Source organism: Streptomyces sp. BL1 (assembly GCF_057628045.1).
Genome location: NZ_JBXYWZ010000002.1, coordinates 8,082,192 through 8,103,928, shown reverse-complemented (window position 1 = coordinate 8,103,928; position 21,737 = coordinate 8,082,192). Strand labels below are relative to the sequence as shown.

Annotated in this window: 18 protein-coding genes; 4 read left to right on the top strand and 14 right to left on the bottom strand. The window is 71.0% G+C overall.

Going from position 1 to position 21,737, the window contains the following annotated elements:
- Window positions 1-102: 102 nt before the first annotated feature.
- From AC3AGO_RS35795 to AC3AGO_RS35785, 3 genes are all read right to left on the bottom strand, one after another.
- Window positions 103-930 (bottom strand): class I SAM-dependent methyltransferase, encoded by an 828-nt coding sequence (locus AC3AGO_RS35795; protein ID WP_487824484.1) that lies wholly within the window; start codon window positions 928-930, stop codon window positions 103-105.
- Between the two features lie 225 nt (window positions 931-1,155).
- The gene (locus AC3AGO_RS35790) at window positions 1,156-2,697 is read right to left on the bottom strand and encodes an acyl-CoA synthetase (protein WP_487824483.1); all 1,542 of its coding nucleotides are present in this window, start codon (window positions 2,695-2,697) and stop codon (window positions 1,156-1,158) included.
- Between the two features lie 429 nt (window positions 2,698-3,126).
- Complete coding sequence (locus AC3AGO_RS35785; protein WP_487824482.1) at window positions 3,127-4,551, bottom strand: MFS transporter; 1,425 nt, start codon at window positions 4,549-4,551, stop codon at window positions 3,127-3,129.
- Window positions 4,552-4,723: 172 nt separating this feature from the next.
- On the opposite strand from AC3AGO_RS35785, the gene AC3AGO_RS35780 reads away from it, so the two are divergent.
- Complete coding sequence (locus AC3AGO_RS35780; RefSeq protein WP_487824481.1) at window positions 4,724-5,260, top strand: winged helix-turn-helix transcriptional regulator; 537 nt, start codon at window positions 4,724-4,726, stop codon at window positions 5,258-5,260.
- A gap of 210 nt (window positions 5,261-5,470) precedes the next feature.
- Here the strand turns inward: AC3AGO_RS35780 and AC3AGO_RS35775 are convergent, their stop codons facing one another.
- The 4 genes from AC3AGO_RS35775 to AC3AGO_RS35760 all read right to left on the bottom strand — a co-directional run bounded on the left by AC3AGO_RS35775 (window position 5,471) and on the right by AC3AGO_RS35760 (window position 7,938).
- Complete coding sequence (locus AC3AGO_RS35775; protein ID WP_487824480.1) at window positions 5,471-5,845, bottom strand: hypothetical protein; 375 nt, start codon at window positions 5,843-5,845, stop codon at window positions 5,471-5,473.
- Between the two features lie 399 nt (window positions 5,846-6,244).
- Window positions 6,245-6,658, bottom strand: a complete 414-nt coding sequence (locus tag AC3AGO_RS35770) for a VOC family protein (RefSeq protein WP_487824479.1) — start codon at window positions 6,656-6,658, stop codon at window positions 6,245-6,247.
- Entirely contained in the window at window positions 6,655-7,239 is a 585-nt protein-coding gene (locus AC3AGO_RS35765; RefSeq protein WP_487824478.1) for a dihydrofolate reductase family protein, read from the bottom strand. Before AC3AGO_RS35765 ends, AC3AGO_RS35770 begins: the two co-directional genes overlap by 4 nt.
- A 327-nt stretch (window positions 7,240-7,566) precedes the next feature.
- Window positions 7,567-7,938, bottom strand: coding sequence for a hypothetical protein (locus AC3AGO_RS35760; protein WP_487824477.1), 372 nt, complete (start codon window positions 7,936-7,938; stop codon window positions 7,567-7,569).
- A gap of 812 nt (window positions 7,939-8,750) precedes the next feature.
- Between AC3AGO_RS35760 and AC3AGO_RS35755 the strand changes: the two genes are divergently transcribed.
- Window positions 8,751-10,385, top strand: coding sequence for an SLC13 family permease (locus tag AC3AGO_RS35755; protein ID WP_487824476.1), 1,635 nt, complete (start codon window positions 8,751-8,753; stop codon window positions 10,383-10,385).
- 279 nt (window positions 10,386-10,664) lie between these two features.
- Complete coding sequence (locus AC3AGO_RS35750) at window positions 10,665-11,570, top strand: LysR family transcriptional regulator (protein ID WP_487824475.1); 906 nt, start codon at window positions 10,665-10,667, stop codon at window positions 11,568-11,570.
- A 68-nt stretch (window positions 11,571-11,638) separates the two neighbouring features.
- On the opposite strand, the gene AC3AGO_RS35745 is transcribed toward AC3AGO_RS35750, so the two are convergent.
- From AC3AGO_RS35745 to AC3AGO_RS35725, 5 genes are all read right to left on the bottom strand, one after another.
- A complete protein-coding gene (locus tag AC3AGO_RS35745) occupies window positions 11,639-12,037 on the bottom strand; it encodes a DUF3592 domain-containing protein (protein WP_487824474.1) in 399 nt (132 codons plus the stop codon).
- Between the two features lie 309 nt (window positions 12,038-12,346).
- Window positions 12,347-13,564 (bottom strand): cytochrome P450, encoded by a 1,218-nt coding sequence (locus AC3AGO_RS35740; protein WP_487824473.1) that lies wholly within the window; start codon window positions 13,562-13,564, stop codon window positions 12,347-12,349.
- Between the two features lie 355 nt (window positions 13,565-13,919).
- Complete coding sequence (locus AC3AGO_RS35735; protein ID WP_487824472.1) at window positions 13,920-15,557, bottom strand: MDR family MFS transporter; 1,638 nt, start codon at window positions 15,555-15,557, stop codon at window positions 13,920-13,922.
- Between the two features lie 150 nt (window positions 15,558-15,707).
- The gene (locus AC3AGO_RS35730) at window positions 15,708-16,928 is read right to left on the bottom strand and encodes a glycosyltransferase (RefSeq protein WP_487824471.1); all 1,221 of its coding nucleotides are present in this window, start codon (window positions 16,926-16,928) and stop codon (window positions 15,708-15,710) included.
- A 180-nt stretch (window positions 16,929-17,108) separates the two neighbouring features.
- Window positions 17,109-18,422, bottom strand: a complete 1,314-nt coding sequence (locus AC3AGO_RS35725) for a UDP-glucose dehydrogenase family protein (RefSeq protein ID WP_487824470.1) — start codon at window positions 18,420-18,422, stop codon at window positions 17,109-17,111.
- Between the two features lie 233 nt (window positions 18,423-18,655).
- Here AC3AGO_RS35725 and AC3AGO_RS35720 point away from each other — a divergent pair, with 233 nt between their 5' ends.
- Window positions 18,656-19,336, top strand: a complete 681-nt coding sequence (locus AC3AGO_RS35720; RefSeq protein ID WP_487824469.1) for a TetR/AcrR family transcriptional regulator — start codon at window positions 18,656-18,658, stop codon at window positions 19,334-19,336.
- A gap of 85 nt (window positions 19,337-19,421) precedes the next feature.
- On the opposite strand, the gene AC3AGO_RS35715 is transcribed toward AC3AGO_RS35720, so the two are convergent.
- Window positions 19,422-21,182, bottom strand: a complete 1,761-nt coding sequence (locus tag AC3AGO_RS35715) for an ABC transporter ATP-binding protein (RefSeq protein ID WP_487824468.1) — start codon at window positions 21,180-21,182, stop codon at window positions 19,422-19,424.
- Window positions 21,179-21,703, bottom strand: coding sequence for a lasso peptide biosynthesis B2 protein (locus AC3AGO_RS35710; protein ID WP_487824467.1), 525 nt, complete (start codon window positions 21,701-21,703; stop codon window positions 21,179-21,181). Before AC3AGO_RS35710 ends, AC3AGO_RS35715 begins: the two co-directional genes overlap by 4 nt.
- Between the last annotated feature and the right edge of the window lie 34 nt (window positions 21,704-21,737).

Here is a 21,737-nt window from a genome sequence, read left to right as displayed (position 1 = left end):
GGCCCTCAGGGCCACACACACCAACATCAGTCATGCGGTATTCCTACCGGCACCGCCCCACAAGCCGACACCGCTGCCGGCTGCGGCCGGGGCGTTGGCGGGTCAGAACTCGGCCCGGAACAGGCGGAATGCGTTCTTGTACCAGCCGATCCGGGATCCCAGACGGTAGGCGCGGCGCGCTCTCGGGTCGGGGATCTGTTCGTACAGTGCCATGGTGGCGACGTGGTCGCGGTAGCGCAGTGCGGGGTTCCAGTGCTCGATGTCCGAGCCGTCGCGGATGGCCGTACGGAAGGCCGGATGGCCGTACCAGCGGCCCAGATACCTGCTGAGCAGCTGCGTCGCGCGGACCATCCAGGGAGCCGCGCCGTCGAAGATGAGCTCCCCGGCGGGGAAACGGTCGGTCAGCCGCTGCAGCAACTGCCGGACCTCGTTCTGCGGCGGGTACATCAACAGGCCCTCGGCAATGATCAGCACGGGCCTGTCGGCGGGGATCTCATCCAGCCAGGCCTCGTCGGTCACCGATGAGGCGATCATGCGGTAGCCGTCGGCTTCGTCGTAGAGGCTGCGGCGCAGCTCGATGACGTCGGGCAGGTCGACATCGAACCACCGCACCCCGGCCGGCACATCGAGCCGGAAAGCCCGGGCGTCCAGGCCGCATCCCAGCTGGAGCACCGTCGCATCCGGGTTGCGCCGCAGGAAATCGGCGCTCCAGAGGTCGAGTTGCCTGGAGCGGAGCACGACTGCGAACCGGGCACGCTGGTTCCCCGGCTTCTCCAGCTTCGCCCAGTCGTGGTCGATCCGGTCCACGGCCTCGGCCGCGAAGCGGTCACCGAGTACGGGGGACGGATCCTGCGCGTCCACCGCCCTCAGGAACAACGTCACCAGCATCGTCGACTGCACACCGGTGAAGTCGGCCTTTTTCGTTGTCATTTGCTCACTCCTGAGTACCGCGCGGCAGCCTATCCACGACCGGCAATCATCCCCCTGAACCGGCTACGTTCCTCGACCGGCCCGTCGCCGCTGGGAAAGCCCGGCGATCCGCTGTCGGCGTGCGGCCGGCGGAAAGCGACGGTCTCACCGTCCGCGAGCATCCGCGCCGCCGACGGGCTTGCTGCCGCATGGCGGACAGGAGCGGGGCCGGTCAGTCAGGCCCGGTCAGGTCAGGGTGTCGCGGAGTTGGCGTTTGAGGATTTTGCCGCTGGCGTTTCTGGGGAGCGCTTCGGTGAGGACGATGCGTTTGGGGGCCTTGAAGCCGGCCAGGCGTTCGCGTGCGTAGGCGAGCAGTTCGTCCGTGGTGACCTCTGCGCGCGGTACCACGACGGCGGTGACCGCCTCGACCCACCGTTCGTCCGGCAGGCCGATGACTGCTGCCTCGGCGACCGCGGGGTGGGTGTAGAGAACGTCCTCCACCTGCCGCGAAGCCACCAGCACACCGCCGGAGTTGATGACGTCCTTCACCCGGTCGACGACCGTGAGATAGCCCTCGTCGTCGCGCACCACGAGGTCGCCCGAGTGGAACCAGCCGTCCCGGAAGGCCGCCTCCGTCTCCTCCGGCTTGTCCCAATAGCCCTGGCAGAGTTGGGGTGAACGGTAGACGACCTCGCCCTGCGTTCCGTTCGGCACGTCGTTGCCCTCCTCGTCGACCACCCGCGCCTCGACGAACAGCACCGGCCGCCCGCACGAGTCCATCCGGCCCTCGTGCTCCTCCGGCCGCAGCACGGTAGCCAGCGGGCCGATCTCGCTCTGCCCGAAGCAGTTGAAGAACCGCAGCCGCGGAAGCCGTTCGCGGATCCGTTCCAGGACGGGTACGGGCATGATCGACGCGCCGTAGTACGCCTTGCGCAGCGCGCTCAGATCGCGGGTGGCGAAGTCCTCACGCCCGGCGAGCGCGATCCACACGGTCGGCGGGGCGAAGAGGCTGTCCGCCTCTCCCGCCTCGACGAGGTCGAAGATCCGGTCGCCGTCCGGTGCGTCCAGGATCGTGTTGCGCGCGCCGACGGCGAGGTAGGGCAGCAGGAAGACGTGCATCTGTGCGGAGTGGTAGAGCGGCAGGGAGTGCACGGGGCGGTCGTTCTCGTGCAGCTCCAGGGCCGTGATGGCGCTGACGTACTCGTGCACCAGCGCACGGTGGGTGAGCATCGCGCCCTTGGGGAGCGCAGTGGTGCCGGAGGTGTAGAGGAGCTGGACGAGGTCCTCGCCGTCGGGCCCCTCGAAGTCCTCCGGGAGGGGGCCGGCATCGTCGAGGCGGGCCAGCAGCGAGCGGTCATCGCTGTCGCGCAGTGGCAGCACGCGCGTGCCGGACGGCAGCCGCCCGGCCAGGTCCGGGTCGGCGAGTACGAGGGAGGAACCGGACTGCGTGAGCAGGTAGTCGAGGTCCTCGCCGTCGAGATTCTGATTCACCGGTACGTGTACCAGTCCCGCGCGGGCGCAGCCGAGGAAACCGATGACGTACGCGTCGGAGTTGTGCCCGTAACTGGCCACCCGGTCGCCGGGCGCAAGGCCTTCGGCGCGCAGTACGGCCGCGGCGGCGGAGACCGCCGCGTCCAGCTCGGCATACGTCCAGGTGCGCTCGCCGTAGCGGACCGCGGTGCGCGCCGGCACCCGCCTGGCGCTGCGGCGCAGCATCCCGTCGACCGTGCTGCTCCGCACTCCCGCCCCGTGTCCAAGGGCGGAGGTGACGGCGGGTTCGGTGCTCATCTGGTACCCCTTCTTCGGCCTTCACGGGCGGGTGATCCGGCGAGGTCCGTACGTGCGGTGACGGAACGGCCTCGCCCGTGCTCACCTCGATCTGCCGGTGCTTCAGCAGGTCCCGGTGGTTCAGCAGGTCCGTGCTTCAGCAGGTCGAGGTGGGCCGCAGCTTGGGCCAGTGTGCAGGAAGCCCCGGCCGCACGGGCACCGTTGGCCCCCTTGCCCAGCGGCCTGTTGACCAGGTCGGCGCGTCGACCCCGGGGACGGGCCCTGGGATGCGGGGCAGTGGTGCCGTACGCCCGGGCACTGATCGTCGCACGGGGCGCTTCCGCCGTCCTCGTCCTGGCATCTTGCACCTTGCGGCAGACCCTGACTTGCCGCAGACGATGACGAGGGGTCGACGGCGAGGGGTGGCGGTGGAGGGGGCGGCCGCGTTGGTCATGCCGGACGGGGCCTGCACAAGGCGACGGTCAGGGCGCCGGCGAAGGACAGGCCGGCGGCGAGGACGGCGGCGTACGTCATGCCCGTTGCCACATGGTGGGCGGCGTCGGAGTCGGCGGGGGCTTGGGCGAGGACCGCCGCGACCAGCGCGATGCCGAGGGCCGAACCGACGTAGCGGGCGGTGTTGTTGGCACCCGAGCCCATGGCGGCACGGTCCGGCGGAACAGTGCGCACCGCCAGGCCCGCCAGCGCCGCGTTGGCCAGCCCCGCTCCGACACCGGCCACAGCGAGGCCGGGGACCAGCTGCCACCACGGGGAATGCGGGGCGATGCCGTACAGGCCCAGTTCACCGATACCGCACAACACCAGCCCGACCGCCACCTGGTGACGTCCCGTCAGTCGCCCGGACAGGCGGCGGGCCTGGATGGCCACCAGGAAGGAGGTGCCCGACCAGACACCCAGCACTCCGGCGGCGTCCAACGCGCTGAGCCCAAGCGCCTGTTGGGCGAGTGCCGGCATGTACGACATGAAGGCGATCACCGACACCCCGTTGGCCAGCGCGCCGGCCGTCGCGGCGAGGAACGCGGGACGGCGCAGCAGATCCAGGTCCAACATCGGGTCCGGGCTGCGGCGTTCGGCGACGACGAAAGCGGCCAGCAGCGCGACCGCAGCCACCAGGGAGCCGAGCACAAGCGGGCTCGTCCAGCCTTCACGGCCGGCGGTTACCGCCGTGACCAGGGAGGCCACGCCGGGGCCGAGGGTGAGCACGCCCGCCACGTCCAGGGGGCGGTGCCGTTCGCTGCGGGACTCGGGCACCGTACGAACCGCCGCCACCGCGAGGGCGAGGACGAGCGCGGCGCTCACCGCGTAGACCGCACGCCACGACGCCGCCGCACCCAACGCCGCGGAGAACACCGGGCCTACAGCGATACCGGCGCCGATCATCGCGCCCCACACGCCCGTTGCCCGCACACGCTGCGGCCCCGCGGGGAAAGCGTGCGCGACCAGACCCAGACTGGACGCCAACAGCGCGGCGCTCGCCGCGCCCTGCACAATGCGGCCGCTCACGAACACGGCCGTATCCGGCGCGGCCGCACACACCGCCCCGCCCACCGCGAGCAGCACGGCGCCCCCGGTGAAGATGCGGCGCCTGCCCCAGTTGTCGGCCAGGCTCCCCGCGATCAGCAGCACGGCGGCGAGCCCGAGGCTGATGCTGCCCAGAATCCAGGTCTGCCCCTGCTGGCCGGCCCCCAACGCGCGGGCAGTGGCGGGCACGTCGGACATCGGGGCGGTGAAGTTCATCAACACCAGCAGCGTGGCCACGCTCGCCACGACCAGGACCGCGCGGGACCCGGCGGCAGACTCGGCATCAGGACCGGTCGCGGCAGCGGGAGTTGGGGCGGTCAGGGATTCGGAGGACATCACGCTCACGACTCCTCGATGCGATCGGTACGGCGATGTGGCAGGCGGAACGGGTCGGCCGGCACATGGGCGTACGGCCCCGACCCGACCCCGGACAGTTCATTCACTGAACTGCGAGACACGCTAGCAGCGGCAGTTCAATAACTGAACTGCGCCGAGTAGAGTCGGAGCAATGGGACTCGGCAAGGACTACGCCGCGCAGGACTGCTCACTGGCGCGCGCCCTCGAAATCGTCGGAGAACGCTGGACGCTGCTCGTCCTGCGCGACTGCTTCTACGGCGTGCGCCGCTTCGGCGACCTGCACGCCCACCTCGACATCCCCCGCGCCGTTCTCACCGAGCGGCTCAAGTCCCTCACCGCCGCAGGCCTGTTGGAGCGCCGCGCCCACGGCTCCGTACACGAGTACGTGCTCACCGAGCGCGGAATCTCCTTGTGGCCCGCCGTGTTCACGCTCGCCCAGTGGGGCGAACAGCACCTCTCCCCCGCCACCGGCCCCCGCCGCGTCTTCAGCCACGCCGCGTGCGGGACCGACCTCGAACCCAGCGGGCTCTGCCCCACCTGCCGCACCGTCCCCGACGCCGGGGAGCTCCTCGTACGCAGCGGCCCCGGCGCCGACCCCACCCTCCGCACCGACCCCATCTCCCGCGCCCTGCGCCGACAGCCCCACCGACTCCTCACCCCACTCGAACCGGCCACCGACGAGGACTGACACAACCCGACTCCAGGATTGCGCGCATGCCGCCGTCCCCGACTGGCTGCCCGTCCTGGGCATCAGCCCGCCGCCACGGAGCTGACCAACAGCAGGCGGCAGGCAGCAGGCAGCAGGCAGCAGGCAGCAGGCAGCAGGTCAACGATGTGGTGCGGGCGGCCTGCCGGGAGCAGCCCCCTGCTCGGCCGGGCCGGTAGGGGGCCTCGTGGCTCATCGCCCGTACGGGCGCCTCGGATGGGGCTGTTCGTGGGCGGCGTCCGAACGGTGCGCGGGTGCCGTCTGCGACGCCAGCGCGCGCAGCCTCTCCAGCCCCTTCAGGACGTCGTTACGATGCTCCGCCTGCTTCATCCAGCGCGGCAGTCGCGGAATCATCACGCTGGTCGAGGTGCTCGGTCCGCGCCCCCGCAGCCGGGCGGCGATGTAAGGGGCGAGCGTGTCGACGTGTTCTTCGTTGTAGGCCCACAGCAAGTGCCCGGCGCACCTGGCCTGGAGCCACAACGGCCGCCCGAAAAAGGGATCTTTTGGCTCACCCAGCACCACCCAGGTCCGTCCCGAGCCTTCACTCCCCCGTTCCCACTCGCTCACGACGCCGCAGCCGGCGCACATGAGGCGGCGCGGCTGGGACAACAGCCCGGTGTCGTAGCGCGGCGGAGCGAGTCCTGGTCGCGTCCTGACGCTCGCCTGGCCACCGCATCGCGGGCAGACGACGAGGACCCGACCAGTGAACTGGGCAAGCCGAGCACCCGCTTCGGTGTGCCGCACAGGCGTCGGCTCCGGCTCCGGCTCCGGCAAGGTAGACATGGTCAACACCCTGGCAGAACCGCACGGTTGGCGCGATCGAGATTCGCGCCCCGGCCTCAGCGCCGTTGGAGCTTCACCCCTGCCTCATGAGTAATCGTCAAGGCCTGCGGATGGGGTGGGAAGCCACCTCTCGTTGCGCCGCATCTCTTCAGGCGAAGCTTCGTCACTCCCCTCACGGAACGCTCAGGAGAAGTCTGCGGTGATGATGCCGTCGGGGTGTCCGGGTGGCCACTCCACCAGCTCGATCCGGTAGCCATCCGGGTCGGTGAGCCACGACGCCTTCGGGCCGCGAGGGCCGCCCGGGTACTGGACAGGTCCCGGCTCCAGGCCGGCGGCGGTCAGCCGCTCCAGGGTGGCGGACAGTGTGTCCACCTGGATCGCGAGGTGGTCGAAACCGCTGCCCACGTCGACGAGTCCGTTGGCGGGACGGTGGACCAGTTCGAGCGAGGCCGCCGGTTCGCCCGGGAACTTGAGGATCACGAGGCGGCTCCCGTCGCCCCCGTCGACCCTGCCCAACTCGACGTAGCCCAGGGCGGTGTAGAAATCGAGCGAGCGGTTCAGGTCGGTGACGCGGTAGGAGACGAAGAGCGTCTTCATGCGGTCTCCTCGGGTCGGCGTACCCGGTAGCGGAGGTGCGTGACGTCCCGGTCCTCTAGCTGTCGGACGAGGTCGAGTTCGATGTGATCACCACCGAGGTGGTCGAAGAGTCGTCGGCCGTCGCCGAGGAGGACCTGAACCAGGTGGATCTCCATCTCGTCGAGGTGCCCGGCTCGGAGGAGCGCTTGGGCCGCGCCCGCCCCATGGACCATGACCGGCCGGCCCCCGGCGGCCGCGCGGGCCTGACTGGCGCAGTACTCGACGTCGGTGACGAATCGCGCGTGGCCGGGTGGCACGTCCCCGTCGTCCACGTGGTGGGTGAGGACGAAGATCGGCACACCGTCGTGATGGTCGCCCTGCCAGCGCCCGGCGAGTTCGAAGGTCCGCCGGCCGGAGATGACCGCGCCGGTCGCCAACGCCTCGCGATAGACCTGTCCGCTGGGGCCCTCGGATTCCCGGTCGTCGAGCCAGTTGAAAAGACGTCCACCGGCACGTCCGAGCTCCTGGCCCGGCCGGTCGTCCGGACCGGCGATGTAGCCGTCGAGCGACATCGACATGTACAGCCGAATCGGATTGCTCATTCTGGCCTCCCTCCTCCATGAGCGGGCGTCCCGCCTCGTAGGGGCGGGAAGGTCACAGAGGAAGACCTCCGGCAGCAGGCAGACTCATCGACCTGACGAGGCGTAAGTCAACAGCAGTCCATCAGCTGAGGTGGCTCAGACTGCGTGAGACTGCGGCCGCGGTGAACGCGCGGCACGTTCACCGCGGCCGAAGTGTGGATGCCGTGGCCTCCGGCCGGATTTCCGTACGGCGCTGATCAGTCCGTACGGAGCCCCCCTCGATGGGTGCGCTACTGCATGCGCGGGTGACGGGTGACGGGTGACGGGTGACGGGTGCTCAGGATGGGTCTATGCGGGCGCGTTCAGCCATACACGTGCGTCGGCGGCCTTGTGGAATCCGGTGTTGTAGCGGGTCTGCTCACCGCCGCAGTCCTTGTAGGAACTGCTCTTGCCGCTGGGCGTGAACTTCACCCTGCCGTAGACACACTTCTTGTTGTTGTCCTTCTGGTCGTTCAGCACGCCTCTGACCCGGCGCTGCCGGTCGCCGTTCTTCGTGCGTGTGCATTCCTCGTAGACCGTCTCCCCGCCCTTGCCGCTGATGCGGGCCTTGTGGCAGCGCATCTGGTCGGCGTCGGCGCTGCCGGCGGCTGCGGTTCCGGCGAGGCCGCCGGTGAGGACGAGAGCGGCTGCTGAGGCTGCGATGAGTCGTCGCGCGGTCATGGTTCTCCCCCCTGTGCCGCTGTGGTCGGGGCGCGGCACGTGTCCCCCGTGCGCACCGGGGATGGTGCGCATCAACCACACAACAACAGAGGCGCGTACATGCCATGAGTATCCGTGCGTGCCCGGAACGGGCTCCCGGCCCCTTGACACATGCGAAGTGGAGAGCGGGTTCCGCACGCCTGATGGGGCCCGGCATCGCCCTGATGGGGCGGACTTGAGCGCCGGATGAGCAGGGCGACGTCGCTCCGGTGTGGGGCGGCGCGGGCACCGTGAGGGGGATACACGTGTCGCCCGCGCCGCCGACGCGGAGAGGAGGTGGGGGCCTCGCTCCACGCGGGCCTGCCGATGACCAGTCGGCGGCATTCTCTTTCTGCGCCCGACGCCGCACCTGCCACGGGGTGTTGGGCCGGGATCCGACACGTGCTCCCCGGTGGGTTCCGCTCGCCTGCTCGCTGCGGGCCGGACGCCAGGCGGCGCACCGGGCCGCATCCACGCACCAGGCTGACCGGGGAGCGCGCCGCCCTGACCAACGCACCGGGCGCAGAAAGGTTACGCCGCCGCCGAACACGTTGTGCCTCCGCTGCACCGCCCGCAGAGTCATACCGAACCGGTGTTCCTGGCGGCTCGCGGCGTACGGACCGACCTTCGGGGGCGCCTTCTCTCTCGGCTGCCGGGGCTCCACAGCGGATGCGGGACGCGGGGTGCGGCACCCAACTCATAGGCAGGGCCGATTAGTTCGACAGGTTACTTGTCTTGGACCTGGTGGTGGTCGCGTTGGAGAGTGTGCACAGTCGAGTCCTCAAGGAGGAGGCATGGCTGCCGATCACGAGGCTTCGCCGGGTTCGCAGCCGGCCGCCGAGGGTGCCCGGACGGACGTCGAGAAGGCCCTGCTCGGGGGCGCCACGTACCGCAGTCTGGTGGAGCAGCGGCTCTCGCCGGCCGAGGAGCGGTTCGAGAGCGGGCGGCGGAAGGTCGGTTGGTTCCTCGCGCCCGCGGTGACTCTGGTCTTCGCCCTGGTCCCGATCGACATGAAGAGCGACCAGCAGTTGCTGGCGGCCGTTCTTCTCGGCGTGATCGTGCTGTGGGTCTGCGAGCCGGTGCCCATTCCGGTCGGCGGTCTGATCGGGGTCTCGGCGATCATTCTGCTGGGGGTGGCACCGTCGGACGAGGTGCTCGCCCCGTTCGGCTCGACCACGGTGTTCACGTTCATCGGGGCGTTCATCCTCGCGCAGGCCATGCTCAAGCACGGGGTGGCGCAGCGCGTCGCGTTCTTCGTGCTCGGGCTGCGCGGCGTGGGCAAGTCGACGGTGCGCATCATCCTCGCGTTCGGCGGCATCACCTGCCTGTTGTCGGCGTTCGTGTCCAACACGGCGACGGTCGCCATGCTGATGCCCACGGCGCTCGGCATCCTCGTGGTCATCACGCGTCTGATGCAGGACCGCGGTGTGGTGCGCGCGGATTTCGACCCGATGCGGGTCCGGGTGGGCGCCGCGCTCATGCTCATGCTGGCCTACGGCGCCAGCGTCGGCGGGCTGCTCACCCCGGTGGGGTCGCCGCCCAACCTCATCGGTCGCGGGCTGATCGAGGAAGCCACCGGTGAGCGCATCTCCTTCGCCCAGTGGACCCTGACGGCCCTGCCGATCTGCGCGCTCATGTTCGTGATACTCGCCCTCATCCTGCTGCTGATCAACCGGCCGGAGGTGCGGCGCATCGAGGGCGTCGAGGAATACATCCGCGAACGCCGCGCGGAGCAGGGGCCGATGAGCCGGGCGGAGAAGAACACGGTGATCGCGTTCGCGGTCACGGTGGCTCTGTGGCTCGTACCCGCGGTGGTCGGGCTGGTCGCCGGGACGGACTCCAGCGCGTACGAGACCGTCGACGACCGGATCAACGAAGGTGTGGCGGCCGTGATCGGTGCCGCTCTGCTCTTCATCCTGCCGGTCAACTGGTCGCGGCAGGAGACCACGTTGACGTGGCGCGACGCGAGCCGCATCGACTGGGGCACCATCCTGCTCTTCGGCACCGGGATCATCTTCGGCGCGATGCTGTCCTCGACCGGCCTGGCGAAGACCATCGGCGAGGAGGCGTCGAGTGCCCTCGGGATCACGAGTTCCTTCGCCATCACCGTGTTCGGGGTGCTGCTCGCGGTCCTCATCTCCGAGACGACCAGCAACACCGCCTCCGCCGCGGTGGTGGTGCCGATCATCATCCCGCTGGCGGTGGCGGCCGACGTCGATCCGGTGGTGCCGGCCCTGGCCGCCACGTTCGGCGCGTCGTTCGGATTCATGCTTCCGGTCTCCACGCCCCAGAACGCCATCGTCTACGGCACCGGGTGCGTGCCGATCACCAGGATGATCCGATCCGGGGTCGTCTTCGACGTGCTCGGCGCGATCCTGATCCTCGCGCTGCTGCCGGTGATGGCCGCCGCCACCGGCATCGGGGGCTGAGCGCTGTGTGACGCCGGAGGTTCCTCACCGGGTCGGGCATCGCGTTGTCCGGTACGGCGATCGGTACTGTCCCTGCCCCGGTTGCCCCGGTGCACGCCACCGCGGCACCGAGGGCCGGGGTCCCCGTTACGCGCGCCGCGTCGCATGTGTGCGGCGGTTGAGGCGACCGTACGCCCGCCGCGTACCGTGCCGGCCTCTTGATTCTTTCGGGCGGCGCCCCGTCGAATGGGCCTGCCCTGCCGAACAGGGCCTGCATGGCGACGACTTGAGCGGAGGCACGTGGACGCACGCCAGCTCGGCTACTTCCTGGCCGTGGTCGACCAGGGCGGGTTCGGGCGTGCCGCCGAGTACATCCATATCGCCCAGCCGTCGCTGTCGCAGGCCATCGCCAACCTGGAGCGCGAACTCGGCGTGCCGCTGTTCCACCGGGCCGGCCGCGGCGTCGTCCTCAGCGAGGCGGGCAGGGAGCTGATCGAGCCGGCCCGCCAGGTCGTGCGCGACCTCGACGCCGCCCGCGCCGTCGCGCAGTCGGTCAAAGGCGTCCAGCGCGGGCGCCTCGACCTGGTCTCCATGCCGTCCCCCGGAATCGAGCCGCTCACCGCCATGCTGAGCCGGTACGCCGCGGCGCACCCCGGGATCACGGTCAATGTGGACGGCGCGTTCACCCCGGACGAGGTGATGGAGAGCGTACGTACCGGGTTCTCCGAGATCGGTCTGCTCGGCTCGGCCGGGAACCCGCACACCGCCGAGCTGCGCGTCCTGCCGATAGAGGATCAGCCGCTGATCCTCATCTCGCCGCCGGACCACGGCCTGCCCCCGGGCGGCACGGTGCGCCGTACCGACCTCCACGGCCGGCGGCTGATCGTCTCCCAGCGCGGCAGTCTGATGCGGCGGCTCGTCGACGACATCCTCGCCAGCGGAACCGAGGTGCACATCGCCGCGGAGATCGCGCACCGTACGTCGATCCTGCCCATGGTCCTCGCCGGTCTGGGTCACGCGGTGGTGCCGTCGTCGTGGACGGTCCTCGCCGAGCGGGCCGGTGCCGCGGTCCACCACATCGAGCCGACATCCCACCTGCGCGTCGCGCTCGTCAGCAGGCCCGCCGCGCTCACCCCGGCCGCCCGCGCCTTCCTCGACATGGCCGCCTCCTGGTCGTCCGGGCCCGAAGCGGACCGGGAGGGGTGACCGTGTACCCGCGGACCCGTGCCGGGCCCGGAGTCGGGCCCTGTCCACGAGTCGGCCGGGGAACGGGCTCAACGGCCGGTGACGAGCATCCAGATCCCGGCGGCCGTGAACGCGCCTCCGACCGCGAGAGGGATCACGATGCTCTCGAACCGTTTCCCGGAAAGGTCGAGCCGTGCGGCCTTCGGGGCGCCGGAGAAGTAGAGCACGGGGGCCTGACAGCCCACGGGCAGGCCTTTGACTCCGGACACCTTGGCCTCGAACTCGTACGAACTGCCCTGCGTGTCGACGAAGTTGACCACCGCGAAGTACGTGGCCCCCTTCTGGACGCGCTGCATGCGGTGGCGGACCACCCGGCCCTCGGTGCGGATCCCTTCGCGTCGCAGGCGGCGCTGGTGCACGGCCTCGTAGATGCCGAACCCGATGATGACGGGACCTGTCACCAGCAACAGCACCAGCCATCCCACCACTGCTTCCCTCCCCCGCGTCGGATGTCACTTCGGATAGCTCCTGTCACGGGAGTGGACGAAGCGTCGAGTCGACGCGGTTCCTGGCGGGACCGCTGAGCTGCGGGAAGGGCGCCCGGTAGCCGGCCGGGCCAGGAGGCGGCCTGGCGGTCGGAGCCCGTGTTCCGCCTCGGTCTCGACAGCCTGTGGCCAGCCCTGCCCGAGTACGTGGGACCGCGGTCCATGCCGTGCCGCGCTGCGAGGGGCGAACGTTCCCCGTAACAGGCTGGGACGGGGCCGTGTGTGACGTTCCGTCAACAACCGGGCGGCGGGTCAGGTGCGGGTGATCCAGCAGTGGCGGGTGGTGTCCACGATGAAGGTGGACAGGGGTTCCGGTGGGGCGTTCTCGGCCAGGCGCATGTCCGGGAAGCGCGTGAAGAGGTTTCGCAGGGCGATCTCTCCCTCTGTGCGGGCCAGTTGAGCGCCGACGCAGTGGTGCACGCCCAGTCCGAACGCGGCATGCCCCGCGGGCGCGCGGGTGAGGTCGAACGTGTCCGGCGCGGTGTGCACGTCGGGGTCGCGGCCGACCGCGCCCAGCGACACCATGACCGGCTCCCCCGCCCGGATCACCTGCTCCCCTCCCCCGCAGGCGCCGACGAGGGTGAGGTCTTCAGTGGCGAACCGCGGGAAGTTGTCCTTCACCGGCGCCCTCAGGCGCAGTGCTTCCTCGACCACGTCCGCCCAGGAGTGCTCACCGCCCTGTACGAGGGCGAGTTGGGCGGGGTGGCTGAGCAGGTGGCGGACCGCGTTGCACAGCAGGGTCGCAGTCGTCTCGTGTCCGGCCGCGACCATCAGCAGCAGCGTGTCCCGGCACTCGGCGTCCGAGAGGCCGGAGGTCGCCAGCGCGCTGGTCACATCTCCGCCCGGCGCGCGCCGTCGCTGCTCGATCAGTTCGTGCAGGCCGCGCGCGAACGCGGCCTGCATCTCCGCGACCGTCTGCGGCGAGGCGTCGGCGTCGAGTCCGGTGGTCACCAACTGGCGGAAGAGCGTACGCAGTTGCGGGTCGGTGATGCCGAACATCTCGCCGAACACCTCCAGCGGTACCGGCACCGCGAACTGTGCCCTCATGTCCACCGGACCCGGCGGCAGGCAGGCCATCGCCTCCAGCCGTCCGTCGACGATTTCCTCGATACGCGGGCGCACAGCCTCCACCGCGCGCGCCCGTAACGCCTGGGCCACCGGCTCGCGGAGCCGGGCGTGCTCGCTGCCGTCGGCGTTGAGCATGTTCGCCCCTTGCAGGAACAGCCGGTGCGGCCACGGCAGCGCGACCGCGCCCTCCCGCACCGCGCGCCAGTGGCGCATCTCGTGGGACATCGCCGGGTGGGTGAGCACCACCCGCGCCAGCCGGGTACCGGTCACCAGCCACACCGGTACGCCGCCGGGCGCGAGCACCGGCACGATCTCCCCGTGCCCGCGCAACTCCTCGTACTCCGCGCCCACATCGAACGCACGCGGGCCGACCGATACGAGCGGACGGTCAAGACTCAGCACGGCCGCCACCTCCACCCCACACGCACACCGGGACACATCCGATACACCCGCCCGTGAGTGGTGTGTTATGTACATGCCAGTCTTGCCAGACTAAAGCCGCACCACGGCGCCCGACACCCCGCGCACGTACGGACGTACAACGCGGTCTGCCGGGGGCGCCGCCCATTCACGCCCTTTCGGTCCCGGCGACGCTCACCGGGCGTACTGTCCACCGGCCCAGGGGCGCCAACGGTCGGAGACATCGACGGTTCCCGCTACCCTCGGAACCCGGCACCCGACACCCCGTACCCCGCATCGGCATCGGCACCGGTCAGCAGGCCCACCGCCCAGCCCCCGCAGAGCAGCCGAAGACGCGCTACTTGTCGGAGAGTTTCAGGTTGGGGACCCGCCAGGCGGCGATGATGACCGCGATCAGGGTCACTGCCGCGCCGGCGAGGAAGACGACCTGGAGGGCGCTGACGTAGCCCTCCAGGAAGGGGCGGGCCAGGCGTGGGGTGAGGGTGTGGAGGAAGGCGGAATCCTCCAGGTTGATGCTGCCGTCCGGGCGTACGACGTCGCGCAACACGTGGGCGTTGGCGGGCTGTTCGGCGAGTTGGCGGACTTCCGGCTGGTGGAGGGCGGCGGTGAGGCGGTCGCCGATGCGGCTTCCGGCGAGGGAGAAGAGAAGGGAGAGGAAAGCGGCGGCGCCGACCGTACCGCCGTTGGAGCGGAAGAAGTTGACCGACGCGGTGGCCGCCCCCATGTCGCCAGGAGGCACTTCGGACTGGGCCAGCGTGGTCATGGTCTGCATGGCCGCGCCCAGCCCCGCGCCCATGAACAGCATGCCGGCGGCGACGTGCCACAGCGGGCTGTCCACGCGCAGCGTGGCGTACACGAGCATCGCGGCGGTGAGGCAGGACACGCCCGTCACGAGGTGGACCTTGAAGTTGCCGGTGCGGGAGATGAGCCGGCCGACCACGAGGGTGACCGCCACGTTCGCCGCCATGGTGGGGAGCATGGCGAGGCCGGCGGTCATCGGGCTCATGCCCTGGACCAGTTGGAGGTACAGGGGCAGCGTCGTCATGGTGCCGAACATGCCGATGCCGACCAGGAAGTGGAGCACCGTACCGAGCCGGAAGCTGGTGATGTGGAACAGCCGCGGCGGCAGCAACGCCGCGTCGCCCATGCGGCGTTCGGTGAACAGGAAGGCGGCCAGTCCGGCGGCGCCCACGGCGTACATGGCCAAGGCCTGCGGGGAGGCCCAGCCCCACGTGCGGCCCTGTTCGGCGACGGTGAGGAGGGGGACGACGCCCACGGCGAGGGTGGCGGCGCCCGCGTAGTCCAGCCGGTGCCGTACGGGGCGGTGCGGTACGCGCCGCAGCACGCGCATGATCACGGCGAGCGCCGCGGCGGCCAGCGGCACGTTCAGCAGGAAGATCCAGCGCCAGCCGTCGGTGCCCAGCAGGGTGTCCTGGCCCGCGAGGACGCCGCCCACGAGGGGGCCGACGATGCTGGAGCCGGCGAAGACAGCCATGAAGTAGCCCTGGTAGCGGCCGCGTTCACGGGGCGAGGTGATGTCCGCGATGATCGTCATGGCCAGCGACATCAGCCCTCCCCCGCCCAGGCCCTGCAGGGCGCGGAACGCCGCGAGCTGGTGGATGGAGCCGGCGAAGCCGCACAGCAGCGAACCGGCGGCGAACAGCACGATCGCGATCAGATACAGCGGCCGTCGGCCGTGGATGTCGGAGAGCTTGCCGTACAGCGGGGTCGCGATGGTGCCGGTGACCAGGTACGCGGTGGTCACCCACGCCTGTGCGGTGAGGCCGTGCAGGTCGTCGGCGATGGTGCGCAGCGCGGAGGAGACCACGGTCTGGTCGAGTGCGCCGAGGAACATCCCCAGCATCAGCCCGGACAGTACGACGGTGACTTCCCGGTGCGAGAGCCGTACGGGTGGGCCGGTGTCGTCGGGTGGACTGTCGGCCGGTTCCCGGGTGGGTGCGTCTGATGACGTCACTTGACTTCCTCGGTGCGGTGGGGGGCGGTTGCGTAAGTCTCGATTGCGGCCCTGCGCGCCGCCTCAACACCCGTACAGGGCGCGGACGTTGAGGCAGGCGCGAGGGTGCAAGCAGGTCGCGGGGCAGGGCCCGGGCCCTGCGGCCGGTGCTCAGGCGGCCAGCTTCTCCAGGTCGGGTACGGCGTTCTCGATCTCCGGGAGGGCCAGCATGGCGAGGCGGGCCCGGCGGACGCCGGCCGCGATGGTGGTGTCGGCCAGTACCTCGCGGCAGAGCGCGGCGATGCCTTCGGGCGTGCTGTCGGTGACAGCCCGGCCGACGTTGAGTTCCTGGGTGCGGTGCGCGTTGCCGTGCTGGTCGCCGAACTGCGGCCAGACCGCCATGGGGGTGCCGGTGCGCAGCGATTCGCGGACGCTGTTGAAACCGCCGTGGGTGAGGAACAGGTCGACCGATTCCAACAGCAGCGGCTGCGGCAGCCGTTCGGTGAGATGGACGTGCGCCGGCAGGCCGGCCGTGTCCACCGGGAGTCCCGAGGTGGACACGATGACGGTGCACTCCTCCAGCAGCCCGGACGCCCGGACGACGGTGTGCAGGGTCTCGGTGGGGTCCGGCAGTTCGAAGGGCATCTCCGGCGCCTGCTCCCCGTCCTGCATCCGCTTGTGCATCATCGGCAGCGCGGTGCCCAGCGCGGCGAACACGAGGGGCCGGTCGGTGGGCAGTTCGGCGACCCACTGCGGCAGGGCGGAGGTGCGGTCGACGTTGACCGTCTGCCGGTAGGAGAGCGGTCCGGTCAGGTGGGCGGCGTAGGAGAACTCCGGCGGTACGTAGTCGACGCGGCCGTGCGCCACCATCGCCAACGGGTCCTGCTGCTGCGGCAGTCCGAGCTCGTCGCGCACGGCGTTGAGGCCGGGCACGGTGTGCCGCGGGTCAAGGGCGTTGCTGGCTCCGGAGGGGGTGGGGAGCTGCGGGATGCCGGCCTGTTCGGCGATCAGGCAGCTGCTCAGGTCCATGCCGTCGCGGAGGATCAGGTCGGGGGCGAAGTCCGCGGCGACGGGGCGCAGGACCTCCAGGAGCCCTCTGGCCATGGGCCCGGACACGGCCTCGGCGAGCACCCGGAGCATGACCTCCTGCTGCTGGTCGGGGGTTCGTTCGGTGCCGTCGCCGAGCTCGGCGAGGGCGGGTCCGGCGAACGTGCCGGGGCTGAAGTCCGGGAGGCAGCTGAGGACGCGGACGTCGTCGTGCTGGAAGACGTGGGTGAGCTCCGGGGTGGTGGCCACCAGTATCTCGTGTCCGGCCGCCGCGAGCGCCCGCAGCAGCGGGAGTTGGGCGCGCCCGTGGGAGGGGCTGCCGAGGGTGGTGCACAGAACCCGCATGAGGGGCCTTTCTGTTGAGTCTGCCGTGGGGGTGTATGCGATCCGCCGCCCGTACGCGGTCCGCTCCCGCTTGCGCGGTCCGCTGCCCGTACGCCGTCCGCCGCTCGTACGCGGTCGCGCTCCGCTCCCGCGCGTACCGGCGCCGGGGCAGCGGATGTGCGGTGTGCGGCGGTTGAGGTGTCAGCCGGCCGGGACGGGGGTGCGGCCGATGCCGTGCCAGGTGAGGCCGGCGCGGTCCAGGCGGGCGGAGTCGAGGAAGTTGCGGAAGTCGTGGACGACGGGCGTGTCCAGCCGCCGGGCGACGTGGTCCCAGTCCAGGTCGTGGAACTGCGGCCATTCGGTGAGTACGAGGCAGGCCGCCGCTCCGTCCGCCGCGTCGGCCGGGTCCTCGACGAGGGTGAGCAGGTCGCTGAGGTCGGGACGGGTCTCGCGCAGTGCGGGGTCGTAGGCGTACAACTCGGCTCCGCGTTCCCTCAGTTGGCGGGCGATGGCGAGCGCCGGGGAGTCGCGCAGGTCGGCGGTGCCGGCCTTGAAGGCGAGGCCGAGGAGGGCGAGCCGTACGCCGTGCAGGGAGCCGTCCGCGTGGCCGCAGCTCTCGGCGACGCGCGCGACGAGCTGGCTCTGGTGCTCGACGTTGGTGGCGATGGTGGCGCGCAGCAGGGGGAATTCGACGCCGGCCTGCTCGCAGACGGTGAGCAGGGCGTGGGTGTCCTTGGGCAGGCAGGAGCCGCCCCAGCCGGGTCCGGGTTGCAGGAAGGAGGCGCCGATGCGCGGGTCGTGGCCGATGCCGGCGGTCACGTCGCCGATGTCGGCGCCGAAGCGTTCGCAGACGGCGGCGAGGTTGTTGGCGAAGGACAGCTTCATGGCGAGGAAGAAGTTCGCCGCGTACTTGGTGAGTTCGGCGCTGGCGGCGTCGGTGAGCACCATGGGCGCGTCGAGCGGGTCGTACAGGTCGGCCACGTGGCGGGCGGCGTCCGGCGAGTCGGCGCCGACGACGATGCGGTCCGGGTGGAGGAAGTCGTGGACGGCGCGGCCCTCGCGGAGGAACTCCGGGTTGCTCACGACGGCGACGTCGTCGCGGCCGAGCAGGGCGGTGACACGTTCGGAAGTGCCCACGGGAACGGTCGACTTGTTGACGACGGCGCAGCCGTGCGGGAGGACCGTGTGGATTTCGGCGGCCACCGATTCGACGGCGGCCAGGTCGGCCGCGCCGCCTGCGCCCATGGGGGTGGGGAGGCAGAGGAAGACCGTGTCGGCGCCCCGTACGGCCTCGGCCGTGTCGTCATGGAAGCGCAGCCGGTCCGATTCGAGGCCCTCGCGGACGAGTTCGGGCAGGCCGGGTTCCAGGATGTCGACCTGTGCCCGCCGGAGCCGTTCGACTTTCTGGCCGTCGGCGTCGGCGCACATCACGTGGTGGCCGAGGGAGGCCAGGCAGGCTCCGGTGGTGAGTCCGACGTAGCCGGTTCCGATGACGGCGACGTGTCTTGGGGGCACAGGTGATCACCATTCCTGCCGTGGTCGTGGGGGGGGCGGGCGGGGCGGGCTCGGTGCCCGTACGGCCTGGACACCGTCGTCCGCGGCCGTGGCGCAGCCGGGCTGCGCACGAGCGGTCCGTCGAAAGATCGCTCGGATCACCGAACATACGCCCACCGCCCGCCTCTTGGTCAACGACTGGTGACAACGACCGATGACTTCCGGACAGCGTGCGAATGACGGAGCATGTGCGCTTGAACCATGAACCGAAGCAGAGGCAGATCACGGTGAACGCACCACAGGAACACGACAAAGCGGAGGCACACACTCCCCCGGCGCGCAGGCGCGGCGCGGCGGGCACCCGTACCGCGCTGCTGAAGGCCGCCGCGCTGCGGTTCGGCAAGTACGGCTACGACGGCGCCAGCGTCCGCGACATCGCCCGCGACGCGGGCGTCGACGCCACCCTCGTCTACCGTCATTTCGGTTCCAAGGACGCGCTGTTCAAGCTGGTCTCGACGGACACGGCGCTCTTCGACCCGCTGTTGGAGATACCGCTGGAGGATGTGCCCGGCTGGCTGTGCGACTTCATCACCAGTGGCCCCGCTTCCGAGGACGTGCCGCACCCGGTGCTGACCGTGCTGCGCTCCCCCAGCCGCGAGGAGGCCGTCGAGCACTTCCGCGAACACGTCACGCAGGTCTTCTCGGAACGCTTCGCGCAGCGGCTGGACGGGCCCGACGCGGCCGTCCGCGCGGAGCTGGTGGCGGCGTGGCTGATGGGCGCGAGCCTGCTCCACAACGCCTTCCGCACCCCCGCGCTGGAGGCGGCGCCGCAGGAGGTGCTGCACCGTCATCTGCGGGCGGGACTGGCCGAGTTGCTGGGCACCGGCGCAGGTGAGGAGTGTCACTGCGGGGGTGGGCAGAGCGGTTCTGGCTGAAACGGGACGGGCTGACCGGGGTGCAGTAACGGGCTCGCCCGGCCCTCGCGGAGGCGGTGGACGGGGGCATGCCGCCGCTGCCGGGCTACGTCACCCCGGCCGCCCGGTCACGCGCCAGTGAGCGGTAGTGGGCGCTGCCGTCGAAGAGTTCGTCGTGGGTTCCGGTGGCCACGACGTGGCCGCTCTCCATCACCACGACCCGGTCGGCCGCCCGGATCGTGGAGTACCGGTGGGCGATCACCAACAGCGCGCACTCGTACGGGATGTGGCCGATGGCGTCGCGCAGGGCCGCCTCGTTGGCCGCGTCCAGATGCGCCGTCGGCTCGTCCAGGAGCAGCAGCCCCGGCCGTGTCAGCAGGGCGCGGGCGAGCGCGATGCGCTGCCGCTCGCCGCCGGACAGCGCGGTGCCGCGCTCGCCCGCCTCGGTCTCCAGCCCCCGGGGCAGCCGCGATACGAGTTCCGTCAGCTGCGTCAGCTCCAGGACCCGCTCCAGTTCCTGTGGTGTGGCGTCCGGTGCCGCGTACAGCAGGTTCTCCCGGAGGGTGCCGTAGAGCACCGGGGCGTGCTGTTCCACCAGTCCGATCCGCGCCCGGTGCTGCTCCCTGGTCGCCTCGCGTACGTCGCTGCCGCGGTAGAGCAGCTGCCCCGCGTCCGGGTCGTAGAACCGTTCCGCCAGCGCGAACACCGTGGACTTTCCCGCGCCGGATCTGCCGATCAGCGCGACGTGCCCGCGCCGCGGCACGTCGAAGGAGACGCCGCGCAGCACCGGTTCGCGCGGCTCGTAGCCGAACCAGACGTCCCGCAGCTCCAGCACGGGGGCGCGCTCATCGGTCGCTGCGGAGTTCGGGGAGGCGGGGCGGCGTGTCTCCTGCTGCTCCCCCGGCAGGTCGAGGATGCCGCTGATCCGCCGCAGCGCGCCGAGCCCCTGGCGCATGCTGCTCAGTGCCTGGAAGAGGGCGCTGACCGGGCTCATCAGGTAGAGCATGTAGAGGAGGAAGGCGGCGAGTTCGGCGAACGAGGCGCCGCCGTTCGCGACGCGCAGTCCACCGATCAGCAGGACCAGCAGGAACGAGCCGTTGACGGTCAGCATGATCGCCGGCGTGACCACCGCGTCCAGCGCGCCCACCCGCACGCTCTGTGTGTAGGCGGACTCGGCCTGCTGTCCGATCCGTTCCGCCTCGCGCCGCTCGGCACGGCTGGCCCGTACCGTGCGGATGGCACCAAGCGCACGCTCCAGGTCGGCGGTCATCGCGCCGGTCGCCTGCTGTGCGTGGAGCGAGGCCCGCTCGACGCGGCGCAGCACCGAGGCCACGGCCAGGGCGCCGACGGTGATCATGGCCAGGGTGATGAGGAACAGCGTCCAGTCCAGCCACACCATCAGCACCACCACGCCGGCCAGTCCGAGGCTGCCGGTGACCGCGTCGGTGAAGCCCTCCGCGATCAGTACGCGCAGTGCCGTACTGTCCGCGCCGGCGCGGGAGATGAGGTCACCCGTCCGGTAGCGGTCGTAGGTGCGCATGGGCAGCCGCATCAGATGACCGATCAGGTCCAGGCGCAGCCCGAGCACGATGCCTTCGCCGGTGCGTGCGAGCGCGTACCGTGCGAGCGCCTGCACCGCGGCCTGGGCGACGAACAGCGCGATCAGGAAGACGATGAGCCCCCCGGTGCCCCGGCCCGCGCCTGCCGCGTCGAGCACCCGCTTGACCAGCAGGGGCTGGGCCAGTGCCAGGGCCGAACCGGCCAGTGCCAGCCCCGCCGCCAGCGTGATGCGGCGCCCGCTGCCGCGCAGTACGAGCAGTACCTCCCGCAGCGCGCCGCGCCGCTGCGGGCCGCGCCGGGCGCTCATCGCGCGGCCCCCGGCCGGGAGAGGTCCCCTCGTGGCGCCAACAGCTGGTCGGCGCCCACCCGTTGCAGCACGGTGAATCCGCTCTGCACGCCGGGTATGTCGGCGAGTACCTCTCCGTGCAGCTCCGCCCAGGCGTGGAAGGCGAACCGCGCGCCGACGGAGGTGCGTTGCCGGGCTATCACCACCTCGGCCGGCAGGCCGAGCGCGGAGAGGTGTACGGCCAGGGCGTAGGACCGCGGCAGGCACAGGGCGTTGGGCTCCACCACCCGCAGCACCATGAGGCAGGGCTGCACCTCGCGGTGGGCGAGGCGGAGCGCCGGCTCACGGTCCGGGGCCACGGTGTGCAGGGGCCGCATGGTGCGCAGATACTGCTGTGCCCTCGGCCAGCCGTACCGGTGGAGTATGCGCGTCGCGCGGGCTGTACGGGCCGCGGCCAGCAGCCGGGACGCGCGGGGCACCGCGGGCGGCGGGGGGCCGGGGTCCCGGAGCAGGAACTCCCAGTCGGGGGTGGTCCTGTGCATGGCCGCGCCGCCTCTCTGTTCTCCCGGCTCTCGT